This window comes from Streptomyces puniciscabiei, assembly GCF_006715785.1.
Classification (GTDB): Bacteria; Actinomycetota; Actinomycetes; order Streptomycetales; family Streptomycetaceae; genus Streptomyces; species Streptomyces puniciscabiei.
In genome coordinates, this window is the sequence record NZ_VFNX01000001.1 from 2,675,013 (window position 1) to 2,694,408 (window position 19,396).

At 69.7% G+C, this 19,396-nt stretch carries 15 protein-coding genes; 5 read left to right on the plus strand and 10 right to left on the minus strand.

The window, feature by feature from the left end:
* Positions 1 to 70: 70 nt before the first annotated feature.
* The 7 genes from FB563_RS12185 to FB563_RS12215 form a co-directional block, all read right to left on the minus strand.
* Complete coding sequence (locus FB563_RS12185) at positions 71 to 565, minus strand: hypothetical protein (RefSeq protein WP_055709135.1); 495 nt, start codon at positions 563 to 565, stop codon at positions 71 to 73.
* 911 nt (positions 566 to 1,476) lie between these two features.
* Complete coding sequence (locus FB563_RS12190) at positions 1,477 to 2,187, minus strand: thioesterase II family protein (protein WP_055709134.1); 711 nt, start codon at positions 2,185 to 2,187, stop codon at positions 1,477 to 1,479.
* A gap of 306 nt (positions 2,188 to 2,493) precedes the next feature.
* Complete coding sequence (locus tag FB563_RS12195; protein ID WP_079049018.1) at positions 2,494 to 3,537, minus strand: GNAT family N-acetyltransferase; 1,044 nt, start codon at positions 3,535 to 3,537, stop codon at positions 2,494 to 2,496.
* A 72-nt stretch (positions 3,538 to 3,609) separates the two neighbouring features.
* Positions 3,610 to 3,789: a hypothetical protein gene (locus FB563_RS12200; RefSeq protein WP_142218644.1), complete on the minus strand. Its 180-nt coding sequence runs from the start codon at positions 3,787 to 3,789 to the stop codon at positions 3,610 to 3,612.
* A gap of 118 nt (positions 3,790 to 3,907) precedes the next feature.
* A complete protein-coding gene (locus FB563_RS12205) occupies positions 3,908 to 5,143 on the minus strand; it encodes an ATP-grasp domain-containing protein (protein ID WP_063797139.1) in 1,236 nt (411 codons plus the stop codon).
* Positions 5,144 to 6,003: 860 nt separating this feature from the next.
* On the minus strand, positions 6,004 to 7,011 hold the full coding sequence (gntD, locus tag FB563_RS12210) for a guanitoxin biosynthesis L-enduracididine beta-hydroxylase GntD (RefSeq protein WP_055709130.1): 1,008 nt from the start codon (positions 7,009 to 7,011) through the stop codon (positions 6,004 to 6,006).
* Positions 7,012 to 7,028: 17 nt separating this feature from the next.
* Complete coding sequence (locus tag FB563_RS12215) at positions 7,029 to 9,629, minus strand: amino acid adenylation domain-containing protein (RefSeq protein ID WP_142218645.1); 2,601 nt, start codon at positions 9,627 to 9,629, stop codon at positions 7,029 to 7,031.
* Positions 9,630 to 10,434: 805 nt separating this feature from the next.
* Between FB563_RS12215 and FB563_RS12220 the strand changes: the two genes are divergently transcribed.
* On the plus strand, positions 10,435 to 11,655 hold the full coding sequence (locus FB563_RS12220) for a helix-turn-helix domain-containing protein (protein WP_159045589.1): 1,221 nt from the start codon (positions 10,435 to 10,437) through the stop codon (positions 11,653 to 11,655).
* Between the two features lie 19 nt (positions 11,656 to 11,674).
* Here the strand turns inward: FB563_RS12220 and FB563_RS12225 are convergent, their stop codons facing one another.
* From FB563_RS12225 to FB563_RS12235, 3 genes are all read right to left on the minus strand, one after another.
* Positions 11,675 to 13,744 carry a hypothetical protein gene (locus tag FB563_RS12225; RefSeq protein WP_055709128.1) on the minus strand — a complete coding sequence of 690 codons (2,070 nt, stop codon included), beginning with the start codon at positions 13,742 to 13,744 and terminating at the stop codon, positions 11,675 to 11,677.
* Positions 13,744 to 15,009: a helix-turn-helix domain-containing protein gene (locus FB563_RS12230; RefSeq protein WP_063797138.1), complete on the minus strand. Its 1,266-nt coding sequence runs from the start codon at positions 15,007 to 15,009 to the stop codon at positions 13,744 to 13,746. Before FB563_RS12230 ends, FB563_RS12225 begins: the two co-directional genes overlap by 1 nt.
* Positions 15,010 to 15,286: 277 nt before the next feature.
* A complete protein-coding gene (locus FB563_RS12235; protein ID WP_055709126.1) occupies positions 15,287 to 15,487 on the minus strand; it encodes a hypothetical protein in 201 nt (66 codons plus the stop codon).
* A gap of 476 nt (positions 15,488 to 15,963) precedes the next feature.
* On the opposite strand from FB563_RS12235, the gene FB563_RS12240 reads away from it, so the two are divergent.
* Genes FB563_RS12240 through FB563_RS12255 form a run of 4 tightly spaced genes read left to right on the plus strand, consistent with a single transcriptional unit; the run spans position 15,964 to position 19,388 of the window.
* Positions 15,964 to 17,064, plus strand: coding sequence for a GNAT family N-acetyltransferase (locus FB563_RS12240; RefSeq protein WP_055709125.1), 1,101 nt, complete (start codon positions 15,964 to 15,966; stop codon positions 17,062 to 17,064).
* Positions 17,057 to 17,434: a nucleotide pyrophosphohydrolase gene (locus FB563_RS12245; RefSeq protein ID WP_055709124.1), complete on the plus strand. Its 378-nt coding sequence runs from the start codon at positions 17,057 to 17,059 to the stop codon at positions 17,432 to 17,434. The genes FB563_RS12240 and FB563_RS12245 overlap by 8 nt, the downstream gene beginning before the upstream one ends.
* The gene (locus tag FB563_RS12250) at positions 17,431 to 18,105 is read left to right on the plus strand and encodes a nucleoside 2-deoxyribosyltransferase (protein ID WP_055709123.1); all 675 of its coding nucleotides are present in this window, start codon (positions 17,431 to 17,433) and stop codon (positions 18,103 to 18,105) included. The genes FB563_RS12245 and FB563_RS12250 overlap by 4 nt, the downstream gene beginning before the upstream one ends.
* Complete coding sequence (locus FB563_RS12255; RefSeq protein WP_055709122.1) at positions 18,102 to 19,388, plus strand: hydroxymethylcytosylglucuronate/cytosylglucuronate synthase; 1,287 nt, start codon at positions 18,102 to 18,104, stop codon at positions 19,386 to 19,388. The genes FB563_RS12250 and FB563_RS12255 overlap by 4 nt, the downstream gene beginning before the upstream one ends.
* Positions 19,389 to 19,396: the final 8 nt, after the last annotated feature.

The following is a 19,396-nucleotide window of genomic DNA, read 5'->3' on the forward strand; positions in this document are numbered from 1 at the left end:
CGGCGTGTCCTGACGCCCTATCCGTGCCCCTGCCGCCGTCGTTCCGGCGTGGCGCCGCCGCGCAGGGCTGCTACTGGCCGCCGCCGGTGTACGTCGCGATCAGCTTGGCCAGCAGCTTGCCCAGAACGCTGCCGCTGAGCGCCTTCTTGTGGACCTTGAACCGCCACTTCCCGGCGGTGGTGCGCTCCAGTTCCAGGTCGGTCTGCAGGGCCAGTACCACCAGCGCGCCCACCCCGACCGTCACCGGGTCGAAGCGCGACGGCGTGCTGATGCCCTGCCGTGTCATCGCGATCGCCCGCTCCACCACCGGGGCCGCGTCGGGCCTTTCGGCGACCAGATGGACCAGGGTGTCCCGCGCCAGCGCCCCTGGGGCCACTGCTCCGTCGGCCGCGGCGATGCTCGGCCCGGTCGTCCCCTCGACCTCGACGGGTTCCCCGGCGGCCTCGCTGATCCGGGCGTCCAGCTGCCGTGCCCGGGCCAGGTCGGGCAGGCGTCGGTCGCGGTCCAGGACCAGGGCGAGCACGGCGATCGCCTGCTCGTCGGTGAGTGCGTCAACCTCGGACACGGGCTCCGTACATCCACTGCGACCGCAGGGCGAGACGCTCGGCCCGCGCCGGCCGTACGTCGACCTCGCAGCAGAACTGTTCCACCAAGTCGTGCGCGAAGTGCGAGCACCTGCCCGGACCGCAAGGAGAGCGGGCTGGTCCTCACCATCACGGAGACCACCCGCGCGGCCCGCTCCCGGCGCCGTCGTCGCGTCCACTGAACGAGAAAAACCCCAGGTCGGAAGCATTTCCGGCCTGAGGTTCCAGTGGAGCCGCCTTCGGGATTCGAACCGGACGCATTACGACGGCCTGCAAGTCCTGGCCAAAGCTTGCTGGGTGGTTCCGGACGGTTCTTCGGTGTCCGGAACCACCAGGTCAGAGCACATTTGCCGTAGGGGGCGATCCATCTGCGGGTGGGGGGTGCCAGACCGTCCGCTCACGCATCGCTCACGCAGGAAGAGCTGCTGACCAGGCGTTGTTTCGGTCCTCGCACTGCCTCGCTTTCTGAGCAGCCCGAGTGTCGACTGGTTGACGCCCTCACTGCTCGGGCAGGTACACACGCGTTCGGGCATACGCGGATGTGTCATCCGGGGCGCGGACTTGTCGCCGCAAGCCCCCGTCGAAGGACTTTCTCCGCCACCATTGCGCTAGTCCTCGCCGAATTCGGTTCGTCAGTGGCTGTCTCGCGAACGTTCCGGGCTCATCGAAGGCCGGTCGGCGTCGACGCCATGCCCTCAAACCAAAAACGACAAGGGCTGCCACGAGTAGCAAGCCCCCCACCAAGTACATCCCCGTGTCGGTAGAGAACTCTTGAGGGTCCTGGCTTCCGTCACTGCCCGCAGTCGGCACCGCTTCTAGGAAGCGGCCGCCCCCAAGCACGCACACAGTGGCGATCGCCACGAGGAGCGCGACGGCTGTCTCCCCTTGCCGCTCAGCCCCGGTCCTCCGGCACACCGAGGGCGGCGCGGAGCGTGGTGAGCACCTCCTCCTGCCTCGGGACCAGATAGAAGTGGTCTCCGGCGAACCTCTCCATCCGGAACCCGGCCCGCGTGGCCCCCGACCATCCGGCCATCTCCGCGCCGGTCGCGTAGGGGTCGGCAACTGCGCTGAGCGCCAGAACCGGTGTCACTGCGAGTGGTTCCGCCAAGGGCGCGTAAGACTCGAACATGGCGAAGTCCGCACGGATATAGGGCAGGACCAGGTCGCGCAGCTCCAGGTCCTCCAGGACCAGAGCATCGGTGCCTCCCATCTTCATCACTTCTGCGGCGAGGGTCGCGTCGTCCAGCTCTGCGATGGATGGTCTGCTGTCGGCGACCTGCGGCGAACGACACGCCGAGGCGAACAGATGAACGGGTTCCTGACCGATCTCCTCAAGATGACGAGCCGCCTCATAGGCGACCAGAGCGCCCAGGCTGTGACCGAACAGGGCCGTCGGGCGCTCGTCCAGCATGGCGATCGCTTCGCCGACGTCGCGGCCGAGCTGCTCCAGACTCTCGGGGAACGGGTCTCCGAAACGATCGGCCCGGCCCGGATACTGGACACCGACCACCTCGACGTCGGGTCCCATGGACCAGGAGCGGAAGGCCGCGGCGGAGCCGCCCGCGTGCGCGAAGCAGACGAGCCGCACCTGGGCATCCGGCAAGGGTCGGGGGCAGCGGAACCAGGTCTCGGGCGAGGTCCGTGGAGCGCGACGAAATCTCGACTCTCCGCCGTCCCTTCCGCCCCTTCCGTCTTCGAGTGAATCACCGCCGGTGATCTCCGCTCCGGCGATCGCGATCTCGGCGGGTGTGCTGTCAGGCATGCGTCGCCCTTTCGTCTAGACGGTCATGGAGCCGCCGAGTGGTGCGGAAGTTCGTGGTCGTGAAGCAGCAACGCGCGCGTCGCGTCCGCTCCACATTCGTGAGTCATCAGGCCATCCGTCATCAACCGCCGGTTGCCGGTGAGGTTTTCACACGGAGAGGCTCCACTGGACGGTGCACCAGTCCGGGTGGTAGGCCGCGGGCATGAGTCCTTCGAGCCGCCATCCGTTTCCTTGCATGAGGGCAGTGGTCGCAGGCGACGCCGGAAGATGCGTATAGAGCTTCCGGCCCATGGTTCCGAAGAGCCGGGGTATCTCGTCGAGCATGAAGCCGAACGCTTCGGGAGACTTCGCGCACAGCGGCATGAGTTTCACCGGGTCGCCCTTCTTGGGGCCGGCGGCGACAGTTCCCTGGATCGCCCCGGACGAGTCGACCGCCACGTGAATGATTTTGTATTTCTGATTGAGGTCCCTGGCGAACCGGCGGTTGTGGCCGTCGAACAGCGCCCGGACCCAGTCGTCGTCCACGCCCTGGAAGGTACTGGGCATCGAATCGAGGATGAGATCGCGCACCGCGGCCGCGTCGTCCTCCTCGAACAGGCGCATGTGCAGGTCACGCGGTGCCTCGCCGCCTGCCGGGGCGAGCCCGCGGTAGAGGATCAGCTCGGTCATGCCGGGCTTGTACTGGTTCGGCGACTCCCCGGCGATCCTGAACCCATGGCGCGTGAAGAACGTGATGGCCGGTGTGTTCTCAGCGGCGACCGTGCAGTAGAGCTGCCGAGCGCCCTGTTCCCAGGCGAAGGCCAGGGCGGTGCGGAGGAGCAGGCTCCCGAAACCGTCGCGCCGGCGACGGCTCGGAACCAGGATCAGCGGGCTGATCTTGACAGTTCCCTGCCGTTTGACAGCGAGGTGCAAAACACCCAGTCGCTGCGCTTGCGGCGAGCCGTCCGACCAGAGAACGAAGGTTCGCTGCGCCACTGAGAAATGGCCGTAGCTGTCATTTCCCGCGGCGAGATGAGCGTCGAGGACCCTGTCCGCGTGCGCCTCGTGGTCCCCGTCGTAGAAAGGGTTGAGGCTTGACGCGAAGATACTCCTCAGGAATTCCCGGTCGTCTTCGGTCGCGAGCGCCACGACGGGACCCGATGCACGTCGTGAGGTTTCATCGCTGAATGTGTTGTTCGTGAGGATGGTCATCAAACATCAACCTTGTCTGGTCGGGCAATGTAAGACGCATGCGAGGGATTTCCGGGACGCGTGAGCAGCGCGTCAGGCGGGTTGTTCGAAAGGCCGGGTCATGAGGTGCAGGCGCCCGCCGAAACAGGTCACGAGTGCGGCCAGGGGTCCGGCCGCCTGGGCCGGCGTGAGCACCCCGCCGGCCGCGGGGTCCTCGACGAGGAACCCTCCGGGCTGGGTGCCGAGCGAACTGCCCGCGACGGTCCCCGTCATGACCTGGGTGAGTGCCTGCGCAGTGGTGCCGCTGGGCGCATGGGCGCCGACCAGCCCACGCTGAACCGCCGTCAGCGGCCCCAAGGCCGTCGGAAGAGACGGCCGTAGCCGGCCGTCTTCATGACGCCTCCTCCGTCTCCAGTTCGAAGGCGGCCAGGACGTCGTTCATCCGGTCCTCCACGATCTGACGGGACGGGCCGACGATCTGCACGTATCCGGTGGAGGCGTGGGAGGCCCGCTGGTCCGGCAGGTCGTCGCCGATCGCGACATGCATCCGGCCGTGAACCACCCCGGGCATGGAGAGCAGCGTCTCCAGGGGCGTGACCTTGACGATGCGACCGGGCTTGTAGGGGAGCAACAGGTCTCCGGCACAGCGCAGCGCCGAGTACTCCAGAGAGGGCACGCGGCCCAGGTAGGTGTCGAGGGTCGCGGCCATCATGTCGAAGTTCCGGGCGAGCCCGTGGTTGGAGGGCAGTTCGCAGCCGGCGAGCCTGGCTCCGACCTCGCTCATGTGGACGCTGCCGTCGTCCGATCGGAAGAACTCCATGTGCAGGTAGCCGTGGTCGATGCGCATGCCGTCGACGAGGCGCTGGACCAGTTCCTTCGTGTCGATGCCCAGGTCGTCGTCGACGCCGAGGCTGATGGAGCCGTTGATGCCGCCGTGGACGGTCTCCAGCAGCGCGCACGGCGTCCACGAGATGTAGGTGTCGAGGACCCGTCCGCGAGCGACGAGAGCGCACAACTGGTACTCGCGTCCGGTGAGGAACTCCTCCACCATCCACCGCCGTGCGGGAGACAGCGGAAGGAGCTTCGCGAGATCGTGCTCGTCGTCGAGCTTGTGGGTGTCGATGGACGACCAGCCGTCAACCGGCTTGAGGATGAGCGGCCATCCGTGCGCGTCAGCGAAGTCGAGGACGTCGCCGCCGTCCGTGACCTCGGCGAACTCCGCGCAGGGGATGCCGATTTCGCGGAACCGCCGCTTCATCGCGGTCTTGTCCCGGACCCAGGCGACCTGCTCGGCGTCGAGGTGCGGCAGGCCGACGAGACCGGCGAACCGCTGGGAGATTTCCTGGAGGGGCTCCTGCGGGTTGCAGAAGTGTGCCGGTCGTACCGGGAGCCCCGCCACCCAGGTGAGGTAGCGCTCAGCCTCCTGCCGGATGCCGGTGTCGGAGTCGGCGGCGGCGGCGGCGATGGTGTACGTGGGGATGTCCGCCGTGCGCCGGAGGTGGTCGGCGGGCAGGGAGGAGAGGTGCTCTTCGAACCTCAGGAGCACGAGGTCGATATCGTCTCGGCTCAGGACGTGATCGGGGAAGGTGCCGGGCCGGCCATCGACGAGCAGGAGACAGGGACGCATGACTTCTCTCTGGAGAGGACGGAGCGGACGAGGTCGCTGAAGCGGATCTGTTCTTCGGACGAGTACTGGGGCGCGACCGGATGCTGAACGTTCGGGCGAGCAGGTCCCTGGTCCGGGCGGAGCCGTCACGGGAGATCGCGCACGAGTCGCCCTCGGCGAGGTTCCGGGGGGGGGGAGCCGTCGGAGTGGAGCGACGTGCGGTCTCCGAGGACAGGGTGGTCGGGGCGGAAATACCGATCGAGCTGAAGGTCGGAATGGATCGTCGGTCCAGAAGCCGAGGGAATCCGTCGCGGTGTCCGGCGGTGGGCGTGACGAGGCGCACGCCCGGCTTCGCACCGCCTGGCCCCCGCGGTGCGAATTCCGTGCCCGGCGTATCGCTCAGGGCGCTTTTCGGGATCGCGTGGTTGCGTTCGAGGTCGGCGCTGGTCTCCTCCAGTCGTGGCAGCTGCTGTAGCTGGACGGCGCACACCGCCTCACCGGTCCCGGGGTACTCGCCGTAGAAGGAGTTCTCCTGCCACGACGGGTACGTCCCCGGAAGGCGCTGCGCGCCGTGGTCGTGGTGGCCGCGTCTGGTCTTCCGGTCCGCGGTCCCACGGACATGCACCAGCCCGGCCCGTCCCTGAAGCAACGTGGCGTGGTAACGCCGGCGGCTCCCGCGAATCCCTTGGCGCCGGCCATGGCACCGTCCGGGGGGACTGCGCCCATGGCCTGGGCGCAGTCCTCAAGGGCGAAGCGGGCAAGGGGAATGCCGACGAGCCTGCCGTCGAGACGGACCAGGTCTCCCACCGCCGGCCGGATGGCCGGCGCCACAGGGCAGACGCCGCGTTTCATCCACCCGCTCGCAGCACGGATCCCCTGCCTCAGCCGATCACTCGGCTGGAGGTCGAGCGACGCAGACCGCGCGAAGCGCGAAGGTTCCTTGTCACCGTGAGCTTCTTGAGCCAGCGGTCAGTTCCGTCGTACTTCGCGCGGAAGGGGCGCCGACCGTGCACCGCGGTGAAGTTGTCGACGTAGACGATGTCGCCCGGCTCGAGGACGACGTCGTACTCGGCGGCCATGAGCTTCTCGCAGATCTCCTTGAGCGCCTCCTCGGCTTCGGGGTCGGTCCCGACGGTCCTCATGTAGAAGGGGTCAAGCCGCAGGTAAGGCTCATCGGGGTGACCGAAGAGGACGGCCACGGGCTCCGGGTTGTCCCGCAGCTTCTGGATCTCCTCCAGTCCGAAATGCGTTCCGTCGTCGGGGGTCTGCCCCAGGTGCTCGGTGTCCGGGTAGATCACGTAACGGGGCTCGGAGAGGACCTTCTTGGCGTCTTCGCTGAGCTCGATGTCCCGGATCGAGGCGACCGTCGTGGGAACCCGGTCGAGGTTGCGGATGCCGAGCAGGCCGACGTAGTCGCATCGATAGGGGTGGAACGCGTCCTCGGTGTGCCATCCGAGCAGGACGTCACTGCTGTGGCCGCTCTGCTCCTGCTCGACGCCCGGCAGGGGCAGGACGTTCTGGATCAGACTGCCGTTCTGGAGGGTCGACCAACCGAAGACCTCGCCGAGGCACATGCCGGTGAGGGCGAGGAAGATTTCCTCTCTCCGCAACGAGTCGGCATCGGCCCAGCTCGCCGGGGTCGGCTCGATCCCGTCCGGGTCCACGCGGAAGCCCCGGATCACGAACGCGCTGCCGGTCTCCGTGGTGCGGAAGTCGCTCAGTGCCTCACGCAGACCCGCGGGGACGCCGGCCAGATACCGCCATGCCAGGTCGTACAGGTCACCGGTTCTCGGGTCGTGCCCCGCCCGCACGATGTCGTCGATGACAGCGTCGAACGCCTCGTTGTCTTCTTCGCTCAGCACATAGGTCACGAGCGTCTTGGGGGGCATGAGTGTATCCGCCTCTCTCATTTAACGGCTTTGACGGCGACCATCGAGTCGGCCCACCAGTAGGTGCAGTCGTTCGGCGGTGCGAGATCGCGCACCACCTCGACCGAGAACGAGGAGAAATGCCTGAGCAGGCTGCGCTGGTGGGAGCGTCCGACGGTGTCGATCTCGTTGGTGTAGTAGGAGAAGACGCCTCCGGGCCGAAGATGGGCGGCGGCCGCTTCGAAGAAGTTCTCCGCGTAGTTGGTGCTGTGCACGACCGTGTCGCGATACTCGCGCTCGTTGGTCGGATAGGTGTCGAAGAAGATCGCGTCGAACTGTCCGAGCTGGTCGATCACCTCGTCCCAGAACCCGCGGACCAGCCGGATGTCGCGGTCCGGATAGCCCTCGCGCCACCGCTCGAACGCGTCGATGACGTCTTCGTTCGGCTCGATGACCGTGTGGGAGGCCGCTCCGAACTCCTGGATGAAGGTGGCCGAGATTCCCATGCCGAAGCCCACCTCCAGCACGTGTCCTCGGCTCTCGGTGACGTGGGCGGCCATCGCCCGCATGAGCGGACGCTCCCAGTCCTGCATGACCTCCTGGCCCTCGATGACCAGCTGCGAGGGTGTGTACCGGGCTCCGCTCCGGTCCCAGGACCCGTTGATGACAGGTCGGTCGACGCCGCGTTTCTGCGACGCGACGAGCCGGTCCAGATGCTCCAGGTCCGACTGGAATTCGCTGAGGGCGCGTTCCAGCATCCAGGTGCGGCGGTGGCCGATCGGCGTCCCGAGAAATCCTGGATCGCTGACCGAGACCGTCACGTCGAACGCCTCGGAACGCGTCTTGAAGATCTCCTTGGCGGCGGAACGGGCGGAGTCGCGCCGTACCAGGTCCTCCACGAGTTCCGTGAGATCCGACAGACGGCTGTGCTGCATGAGTTGACGCAGCGGAACCCGGACCCCGAACACCGCGCCGATGCGCGCACTGAGCCGTGAGATCTTCAGCGAATCGCCGCCGAGATCGAAGAAGTCGTCCTTCCCACTGGCCGGGGCAGTGCCCAGCAGCGACTCCCAGATTTCCGACAGCTCGGCTTCGGTCCGAGAGAGGGACCGGGCCCCCTTCGGGTCGGCGACGATACGTCCGGCGGCGGGCAGCGCCGCCCGGTCGACCTTGCCGCCGGGCGTGAGCGGCAGCGCGTCGAGCGTTGCCCACTTCGTCGGGACCATGTGGTCCGGGAGCCGCTTGCGGAGGTCCTCGGCGAGCTCCCGCAACTCCACCTCTCCCACGACGTAAGCCGTGATCGCGACCTCGTCGCGGTCCTTCTCGGCCTGGACGTGAGCCGCGCGGACGCCCGGATGAGTACGCAGAGCGTGCTCCACCTCGCCGAGCTCGACCCGGAAACCGCGGATTTTGACCTGGCCGTCCCGTCTGCCGTGGAACTCGAGAACGCCGTCCGACCGCCTGCGGACCATGTCCCCGGTCCGGTACATGCGTGCACCGGACTCACCCGCGAACGGGTCGTGCAGGAAGTGGGCGGCGGTCTCCTCGGCGCGGTTCAGATAGCCGGCGGCGACTCGCGGCCCGGAGATGAACAGTTCGCCGACAGCACCGTCCTCGACGGGGCGCAGCTGTTCGTCCAGCACATGGATACGGGTTCCGGGGAGCGGCGACCCGATCGGGACCGACTCCGACGGGTTCTTCCCCTCGGCCATCGCCGGGGTGACCGGGTACACCGTGGCGGTGACAGTGCCCTCGGTGGGCCCGTAGCAGCAGATGACGTCCGCCGGAACGTCCTTGGCGAACCACTCCTGGAGGTCCCCGTAGCGGATGACGTCATTGCCGATGTTCAGCAGCCGCAGGGTGCGCAGCCGGGGATCGCGGCGTTCGACGTGGGCGAGCGTCTCGCGGAGGTAGGCCGGAGAGATGTCGGCCACCGTGACGCCCAGCTCCGCGATCTTGTCGGGGATCTCCTGCGGCATCCAGAAATCGGCGTCGGGCAGGACAAGCGTGGCCCCGCTGAGGACCGCGAGGCCGACCTGCTCCAGTGACACGTCGAAGACCGGGCCTGCCAGCATCAGGATCCGGTCGGCGGAGCTGCAGCCGTAGACGTCCCGGACCCTCGTCAGGTGGTGGAGGAACGCCTCGTGGCTCACCATCACGCCTTTGGGCGTGCCGGTCGAGCCCGACGTGTGGATGACGTAGGCGAGATCAGGCGTATCAGGCACCGCCGCCGCGAACGCCGACAGACCTTCCGTACTCAGATCTCGGCCGACGCGGACGTGGACCTGTGCGGCGGCGACGATCGACTGCCTGCGCTCGGCCGGCTGGTCCGGATCGATCGGGACGTGGGTCCCGCCGGCCCGGAACACGGCCAGGAGCGCCACGAAGTGGTCGATCGAGCGCGGGATCTCCACCGCGACCCGCGCTCCGTGCGCGACGCCCAGGTCTCGCAGACGGGTCGCGAGCCGCGTCGCCTGTGCGTCCAGCTCGGCGTAGGTCAGCACGGCGTCGCCATGCTGGATGGCCGGCGCGTCGGGTGTGAGCAAGGCGTAGTTCGCCAGGTGGTCGGCGAGGGTCCTGGGGACCGGCTGCCTCGGGCCGTCCAGGGGTGGTGCGCCACGTCGATCAGCGTCTGCCATCGTCCGGCGCTCCACGTGTGCATGAAGGGCTGACAATCGAGACCCTCCTCCGTATCTCCTGTGGTCCAGCAGCAGTCGGTCGAGCTCTGCCGCAGTTCCGCTTCAGCCGAAAGGACCCCGGCCGGCATAGCGGGGAGATCCTCGGCACTGAGACGATGTTGCGCCACTTGCCAAAACGATGTCAACTCTTGACAACATCAGTTGCCTAAGGTGTGCCTGGTGGGCAACCTGTCGTGGCCTCGGCGAAGGTCCCGTCCGAGTGCGATCTGCCCCCGGGGCACGGGCGGCGCCGACGCGGCCGGTTCGCGGGCTCCTGGCCGGACGTGGCACACCACGGGCGGGCGGCCTCGTACGAGACCTCGGTGCCCGTGCCGGTGCATCGGCTGTTCGGCCCTGCGGCAGGGGGCGGGAAGCGCACGTCACAGCCACACGCAGGAGGAGAGGGCCTCGACCGGGCAACGGCGGCCCTGGTGCGGCGGTTACGGGCTCCCCGGCCGGACCCTCCCCGAGGCGGTCAGTGCCGGGATCGGTCGCGCGGGTCCGACGTGACAGCGCCTCAGCCGCGCCTCGGCTCGGGTGGCAAAATGCAGATCGCCCCGGCGAAGAGGCCCGGCGAGGAGGTCACTGTGGCGAGCTTACGAAGGTGCATCACGGCGTGTGTCCTAAAGTAGTGGGTACAGCCGCCTCAGCACTACTGCCGTGCCAGAGATTTTCAACCCCTTGCCAACGCTGGCAATGACGTAACGAGTTCTGAGTGATCTGACAGTCGCCCTGCACGTACGTGAATCGATCTGACGAGTGGAACGTGGAATCTCTGAAGCAGCCCGACTTCGGGCGCCGCCTCAAACGACTGAGAACCGAGCGACACCTGTCGCAGGCGGCCCTTGCCGGTGAAGGCATGTCGCCGGGTTATCTCTCCCGCCTGGAATCCGGCGCCAGGCCGCCCACCGCGCAGGTGGTCGCCTACCTCGCCCAGCGACTGGACATCACCGAGGAGGAGCTCGCAGGGGAGCCGGGCGACGTCAGTTCGCTCGCACGTACGCTCATCTCCGCGACCTCCGCGGGGTCCGACGCGGCAGTGGAGGCATTGGCGGAACAGGGGGCCCTCGATCCGGAGGAGGACCCGCTGCTTCGCGCCCAGGCTCTGTGGCTGCTGGCTGACGTGTCCGGACGGACCGGACGCCGAGAAGAGGAACAGGACTACCTGGAACGCCTCGTCTCCCTCAGCGATGACCTGGGGCTCGATGACGTGAGGTCCCGAGCCCGGTCCCGGCTGGGCCGCTCCCTCCGGGCGACGGGAGCGATGCGCCGGGCGAGGGAGATCGCGACAGAGGCCTTGGCGATCGCTCGCGGAACACCGCTGGACGCGCCCGAGACCGCCGGTGCCCTGATCACGATCATCTCCATCGAGGCCGAGGACGGGCAGCTCACCACCGCCCTGTCCTACGCGGACGAACTGCGCGACCTCGTCCCGGATGACAGGCTCGACCTGCGGGTCGAGGCACTGTGGGCGTCGGCGACCGTCCGGGTCCGGCTGGGCGACTACGCGACCGCGGAGCGGCACCTGGAAGAAGTGCTGCAGCTGCTCACCACTTACCACAATGCGAATCTATGGCTCCGCGCCAGGCTCGCGACCGCCTCCCTGTATCTGCAGCTGTCTCCCCCCAACACGGAGATGGCGCGCCGCCGGCTCGTCGAGGTCTCCCACGCGGTCGAAATCACCGGAAATCCCCTTTACCGCCAGGAAATGGAGCTTCTCTTCGCCTACCTGGCCTACCACGAAGGCCGGTTGGCCGACGCCAGGGCGACCTGTCAAGCCCTTGAGAAATCCACCCTGTTGCTCACCTACCGCGACAAAGCGCGCTTGGCGGCGCTCGGCGGCCTGCTCCTCATCAGTGAAGGAAAGACCACCGAAGGTACGGAGACTCTCGAGCAGGTGGCGTCGAGCGCCCGCGACGAGGGCAGCCTGGATCTCGCCGCCGACATCTGGCGCCTCTTGGCCAAGGCATTGGCAGGACTCCGATAGGCCGAGGGGGGCTCCGGGATCAGGCCGGTACGACGCCGAAGTGGCGGCGGGCCATCGTCACGGCGAGGTCCTGCACGGCGTACGCGGTCACGTAGTAGGCCTGGGGCGAGGTGCCGGCGGACAGACTCAGGGTGAACTCGGCCGCGCGGTCCTCGTCGGGTGTGACGCGGATCCTGTGCAGGGCCGGCTCCACCGCGCAGTCGGCGCGCAGGTAGCGCGGGACGTGGACGCCGAGGCGCAGCGGGCCGGTGCGGGCGCCGCGAACCACCAGCCGTACCCGGAGGGTGCCGCCCTGGGGCACCTCGTCGTCGGCGTGGATCCGCACCGTCGGCGCGCCGGGCAGGCGCAAGGAGACGTCCCCGCAGCGCGGGCAGACGACGCACTCGGTGTCGAGCGCGGTGGGCACCAGGGCCCTGCGGGTGTACCGCTCGGCGGGTCGGCCGCAGTGGCACAGCACCCGCGCCGCGGAGGACGCGTCGAGGCGGCTGCGGTCACCGAAGTGGGCCGGGTAGTCGCTGATCTCGTTCTCCGGGTCCTCGGCGATCCGTGCGGCGATGGCCTGGTCCAGGGACTGCAGGTCGTCCAGGAGGCCGCGCATCGTGCCGGTCTGGTCCCGGACCGCCAGTGAGCGGCGGGTGACCAGTCCCTCGACCTTGGCGGCGAGCTTGCCCAGCCGGGGACGCAGCGGGTTGCCGGGGGGCAGCAGCCCGCCGGCGAGGTAGGCGGTGAGGCGAGCCGAGGCGGTGAGGAGCAGCGGCCCGGGGTCCACGGACGGCGGCTCGGGTAGGGGGCCCGCGTCGTCGGCGGCCATGCCGAAGTGGAGATAGGCGGGGAAGGGCTGGACGGTGGAGATGCCGGCGTTCAGGCTCGGGGCGGAGGAAGCTCCGCGGAGGGCGGCGTCCATCCAGACCCGGTTCTCGACGCGGTCGGAGTCGTGGATGGTGACCGCGGCGACGACGTCCTTGGCGGTGCCGTCGATCGCGTTGAGCATCAGCTGGAACTTCGGGTCGTAGATGGCCGCGTCGGCGAAGGGAGCGTTGTTGCACGAGCTGAGGACGATCTCGGCGGCGCGGACCTCGCGCAGCTGGATCAGCTTGTCCATGGGCTTGTAGCAAGTGGGGCCGTAGGCGCAGGCCGGGCCGAGAAGCCCTGGGGCGCGCGGGGCGGTCTCGTTCAGGCCGCACACGGTGAAGTCGGCGAGGTTGATCGAGTCGTCCTTGCCGTGGCCCTGGAAGAGGACCCGTCTCCAGCGGGTGCCGAGGATCTCGGTTCTGATGTCCTCGCTCTCCACGTCGCGTTCGTCGCGCAGGTGGATGCCCGCCGGGGCCGGGGGGCGGTCGGTGGAGGTGTACAGGCCCAGCCGCTGGACGTCCGCGGCGATGCCGGCGTACTGCTTGGCGGTGAACCAGGCGAGGGACGCAGCGTCACGGCCGGTGAGGAAGGTGATCGGCGTGTCCGCGCGGGCGGCGGCCAGCAGGGCGGTCCACAGCGGGTCGAGGGTGAAGTGCTCGTACAGGCCGGCGACCAGCAGGGAACGCGCGGGGGCGGGACCGGCTGCGTCCACCGTGCCCCCGTCCCGGCCCCCCTCGAAGGTGTCGTCGTCCTTCGCCGTGTCCCGGACGCCAGGCCCGTCCGCCGGGCCGGCATCCGGACGGCTCTCCGCCGCGCCCGTGGTCCGGGGCCCGTCCGTGGGGGTGCCGTCGCCAGGCCCCTCCCCCTCGTCCGGCGCCCGGCGTCGCGTGCCGGGTCCGTCGGAGAGCACGGCTGCGAGTTCCTTCTCGTCGAGCCACTCCTCGGCCAGCGGTTCGATCAGTGCCGCGAGCCCGGCGGGCAGGGTGCCGGGGCTCAGCAGGACGCCGCATGCGTGGGGCGCCGGGCGGCGCACACCCGCGTACACGGTGGCTGCGCGCCCGGCGGAGGCGACGAGGTCTGGGCGGCCACCGGTCCACACCGGAACGGCCGCGGGCGAGGGGTCTGCGAGGAACCGCTCGACGGCCGCGGTGTACGAGGCCGGGTCGTCCACCGTCAGGAAGGGAGAGGAGGCCGGGACCGCCGTCCCGTCGGCGTCAGCGTGGAGCGCGGACTGCATCAGCGGGTGACTCCCTCGTGGAAGCCCGAGGGCTCCGGGAGGCTGGGGGCGGCCTGTCTCTCCGAGGCCCAGGCCAGGGTCTCGGCCAGGGTGCGCCAGATCTCGGAGGCCAGGTGGACGTTGGAGGCGTTCTGGGCCTCCTGGGCGAGTTCCTCGATGCGGCGGACGCCGGCTTCGCGGTCGCCCTCCAGGATGCGGATCTGGTGGGCGAGGACCTCAAGCCGGATCCGGTCGCGGAAGGTCAGCTGCGGCAGGGCGTCCGTGAGCTGCTCGCACAGCGTCTTGGCTAGCACCAAGTCGCGCTGGTGAAAGGCGAGATGGGCCTTGATGACGAGAAGTTCCTGGCGGTGCAGCGGGCCTCCGAAGAGACCCAGGGCGTGTTCGGCCTCGGTCAGCCACTGCTGGGCCTCGGTCACCCGGCGCGGGATCATCTGCAGGTACAGGGACGAGGCGGCCAGCCGCAGCCGCAGCATCAGGTCGCCGTGGCTCGGAAGTTCGGCCAGGGCCCGCTGCAACAGCTGGGCGGCGCCCGGGTAGTCACCCTGGCGGATGCGTACGTTCGCGGCCGACCACAGGGCTTCGGCGCGCAGCACGGTGGGCAGGACGTCGATCGGTTCCAGCATCTGGTCGGCGAGCCGGCGCGCCTCCGTGATCAGGCCCGACTCCGCCTCGACCGACAGGAGCACCAGTTGGGCGCGGACGGTGTCCGCCACGGGGACCGCCCCGTTGTCGGCGGTGCGGAGGGCGTTCTGGGCGACGGCGCGGGCCTCCTCGATGTCACCGACGGCACGCAGGCAGCGGGCGAGGAGAGTGCGGGAGCGCACCTGGAGGGTGGGCACCTCCAGGCGGTCGCTCAGCTCGGTGAGTTCGCGTGCCGCGGCGAGTTCGTCCTGGCGCTCGCCCTGCTTGGCGTGCAGCTGGGCCAGCTTCCACAGGGACAGCCAGCGCAGGGAGAGATCCTCGCCGCTCTCCGCCTGGACGGCCTCCCCGAGCAGCCGGATGGCGTCGTCGGTGTCGTCCGAGGAACTGGCGGACGCGAGGGCCCGGCCCAGCGGGGAGGTGTGGATGCCTTGCAGGACGGACGCGGGGACGCCCAGTCGCTGGGTGAGGTGGTCGAGCACCTTGGCGGTCGGGCGCCGGGCCCCGGACTCCAGGCGTGACAGATACGCGGTGGACATGCCGCCCTCGGCAACCTCGGCCTGGGACAGGCCCCGCTCCTGCCGGAGGGCCTTCAATAGCTGTCCGAACTCGGGTTGTTCGAGCACTTAGCCATCCCTGAGCCTGTGGGTCCCCGTGAACGGAACCATCTTCAGTGCGGGACACAGGGTTGTCAACCTTTGGCAACCCTGCTCGTTGAGGGGTCACCGGCCCGGAAAACCGGGCCGGTGACCCCAGCCGCCCACCACGCGGGCCACAGCCCGCCGCACTGGACGCTCCACGCGGGTCGGCCCGTCACCGCAGATGCACTGCGGGCCGGTGTGGGCCGCCGCGACCCGCACCGCACGGGTCGCCGGCCCTCTCCGCGATCGGTCGCCCCGCGGGTTACGGCCAGTCGATGCGGCCGGCCGCGACCGGGGCGGACTGCGCGCGGAGGTCGTGCGCGCCGTGCAGCGGCCAGTCGATCCTCAGGTGCGCGGCCTGGACCATACGGCCCTCGGTGCCGGCGTGGACGGCGGCCGTCCCGAGTGCGAGGACGGCGGCCGACAGGAGGGCGGTGGTGGTGCGACGACAGGCGTTCTTCATGAGTGTTCCCCCGGGATGTCGAGTGTGGTGGTGTCTGTAGACCCACCGGAGGCTGGTCAGTGCACGGTCGGACCGGCCCGGAACGGGGTGTTCCCGGAAGCCGGCGGCGACCGCTCGGTCAGGTCGAAGCTAGATCACTTGCCAAAGCTTGACAAGTCTCAGCGAATGATTGACAAATTTGTCGGGCCGCACCTAGCGTCCTGTCACGAACGAGAGAGCCGCGGTGATGCCGGGGCCCTGTCCCGGATGTCTCGGCGCCCGCCGCAGCGGGCGCGCGCGGTGACGACAGGGCGTCCTGTTCCCGCGGCGGACGGCGACCCACGATGCGGAGTCCCATGGCGCCGACCGCCGGCTGAAGAAGACCATGTCCGCCCGGGACATGCCCAAGTCCCGTGCCCTGCGGGAGTCCTCGGCCGGACGGCACCTCGTGTGCACAGCGACAGCAGCCCAGCGACCCAGACCAAGGTGGTCACACGGTGACAGCCCTGACCCATACGCCCCTGCCTTCGACCGAGCCGTCCCGGGCCGGTTCCCTGCGCACCCGCGCGGCCGGCGAGGACGACCGAGACTTCCTCAGGTCCCTCTTCACCAGCACGCTCAGCCCGTTCTACGACGGTGACCACGCGGCGCACGCCGATCGCGTCCTCGATGCGCACCTCGCCTCCGGACGCGACCCGCTCGGTCACTTCTCCCACTCCCAGCGCACCTTCATCCTGTGTTCGGACGACACATCCGACGCCGAGCGGCTGGGTGTGCTGCACATGGCGGTCAAGCGTCAGGGCACGGTGAAGATCAGTCCGCTGATCCTCGTGCCGGAGCACCGCAGTCGCTCCGGGCTCGGCACCCTGCTGCTGCGCGCGGCGGAGGACTTCGCGCGCGAGGCCGGCGCCCGGCAGCTCTACTGCACGGTCGCCGCCGCCAACACCGCCGCGCTCAACTTCTTCCTCGGGCACGGCTTCGTGCTGGCGGGCAGCGCGCCCGGACAGTACAAGCCGGACAGCGTCGAGCACATGCTCTACAAGGACCTGGCCCTGCACACGGAGCCTTCCGGGGACGACCGCACCGGCGCCGTGAGCGGCACCCGCATCCGCCCCTTCCGGCCACAGGACGCGCCCGGGCTGCGTGAGCTGGTGCTGCGCGCGATGCAGCCCGCGTACCGGGGTGTGAACGCGGACTGGGTGGGGGCGCTGATCGCCGGGCACCACCGGCGCCACGACGGTGATCCCCACCAGAAGTCCAAGGTCATCCACGTGGCGGTGGACGAAACGGGCACCTTGCGCGGAGTGGCCGCCGCCGGCCGGAAGAAGGGCCTGTCCGTCAAGGTGATGCCGCTGTGCGCGGACCACCCGGCCGTCCTCGCCCAGCTCCTGGACCAGCTGCCCGACCTGCACCGCGGGCTCGGCCGCAAGCTCTACACCCACCAGCCGCCGGATCCCGCCGTCACCGCGCTCATGCAGAGCCGCGGCTGGTCCCTGGAGGGCCTGATGCCGACCGCGTACCACCCCGACACCTGCACCGTTCAATGGGGCCTGATCCTGCCCCCAGCGCCACACCGCACCGGAGACACACATGAGTGACCTGGACCAGTACGCCGACGAACTGCACTCCTTCGTGGCCGCACGCGGCTGGGACGCCTTCCAGAACCCCAAGAACCTGGCGATGGCCCTCGGCGGCGAGAGCGGGGAACTGCTGGCGCTTCTGCAGTGGCTCACCCCGGAGGAAGCCGCGGCACGCCCCTTCGAGGACCCCGAGTTCCGCCGCGAACTCGCCCACGAGCTGGCCGACATCCTCAACTACCTGCTGCGGCTGTCCCGTTCGGCCGGTATCGACCTGCTCGCAGCCGCCCGCGAGAAGCTCGCCCTCAACGAGCAGCGGTACCCGGTGGAGCTGGCACGCGGTAACGCCCTGAAGTACGACCGGCTGGCCGAGGCGGGTGAGCAGGCATGAGCGGCACCACTTCCCTGCCCCCCACGTCCGCTGCCGCGGCACACACCGCGGCCGGCCAGCGCATCGGTGACGGCCTCACCGGTGGCCTGCGTGTCTTTCTCGCCGCGCCGTTCGTGCAGTTCATCGATCCGGCCGATGGCGTGGTCCGTCCCGAGTGGCGGCAGCGGCTGTCGGCCTTGCGTGAGGCACTTCTCGACGCCGGGCACGCGGTCTTCAACGCCCACCACAACGAGGGGTGGGGCGAGTGGGGTCTGCCCCCACAGGAGTGCGTCCCCTCCGACTTCCGCGCGATGCAGTGCGCCGACCTGGTGCTCGCCTACCCGGGGACCCCGCCCTCCACGGGCGTCGCGCTCGAACTGGGCTGGGCCTCCGCGCTGCGCAAGCCCGTCGCCCTGCTGCTCGACCCCGGCACCACCTACAGCCCGATGATTTCGGCACTCGGCCAGATCTCCCCGGTGCTGCAGCTGCCGTTCGACGGCAGCTGGTCCGCGCAGTGCCTCGACCGCGCGGTCCGCACCGCCCTGGACTGGGCCACCGGTCTCGGTGTCCAGCCGGGGCCGTGGAGCGCACCGGAGCTGGACCCGGCCCTGGCCTACCACCGGCACGCGACGGACCACCCCGACCCGCCCGAGGCGGAGCCGGCCGCTGCGGAAACGGTGGTGCAGGCATGACGACTTTTCTGCGGACACTCGCCACGGCCGCTGGCCGCGCCAAGCCGCCCACCACCGTGACCGTCGCCCTGTGCGGTGTCGAGTTCGGCTGGGGCAGCGCCGGAAAGCTCGGTGCGATCGTGCACGCGCTGCGGGCGAAGCTCGGCGACCGCGTGCGCTTCGTCGGGCTCGGCTCGCGGCTCGGCCGCGAGATCGTGCGCGGCCACGGTGTCGAAGAGTGGCACGACGTCGACCTCGGGGATGCGCGGGCGCTGCGCGCCCTGGTGGACGAGCGGTCCCTGGACGCCGCCGTGTGTGTCCTGGACCGGGCCGCCGCGGTGGCGCTGGAGGACGCAGGCTGCCCCGTCGTGTTTGTCGACAGCCTGCCGTTCCTGTGGACGAAGGACGATCTGGACAGCCTGCCGCTGCGAGCCAGCGCCTACTGCGCACAGCTCGTTCCCGGGCTGCCGGGTCCAGCCTGGCCCGTGCTGGCCCGTGTGGAGAACCTGCGCTGGGTCGAGTCGGTGGTTGTCCCCGGGCCGGTTCGGACAGGACCCGAGATGCGGCGGGCCGGCGAACGCCGCGCGGTGGTCAGCCTGGGCGGCCTGCTGTCACCGCTGCTGGACGATCCCTCCGCCTACCTGTCCCTGGCGGTGCCGGCCGCGCTCGGCGCTCTCGCCGCGTGGGGCACCCGGCAGGTCACGCTGTGCGGCAACGTGCCCGAGGGACTGTTCGACGACATCACCGTTCCGGCGGGCCTGGACGTACGCAGCGGCGCCCTCGGCCACCAGGGCTTCCTGGCCGAGATCGCCGAGGCCGACGTCCTGCTCACCTCCCCCGGTCTGACGACGCTGCTGGAGACCAGCACGCGCGGGGTGCCCGCGGTGTGCCTGCCCCCGCAGAACATCAGCCAGATCCTCAACGCCTCCTTCTACGCGCAGGCCACCGAGGCGCCGGTCGCCGAGTGGCCCGAGGAGGTGTTCCGCGCCCAGGAGGTGCTCGACGCCCGCCTGGTCACGGCATCCGACGACGTCACGGACGGCGGTGGATCGCCCGGCGAGGACGCCGCCCTGGAACTGATCTACGGCGGGATCGCGCGCGCGGCCCGCACCCCCGCGCCGGTCCGCGCGGCCCTGACCGAGCGCATCGGCGCCTGCCTCGCCGCGGTCGAGCGGCAGCAAAGCCGATGGACCGCCCTGGCCCGGCTGGTCGGCACCGGCGGCGCGGCCCAGGTCGCGGACATCGTGCTGGCCACCGCGGCTCGCCACGGCACCAGTCACCGCCCCGCCGACCTCCCTTCCTGAAAGGCTCA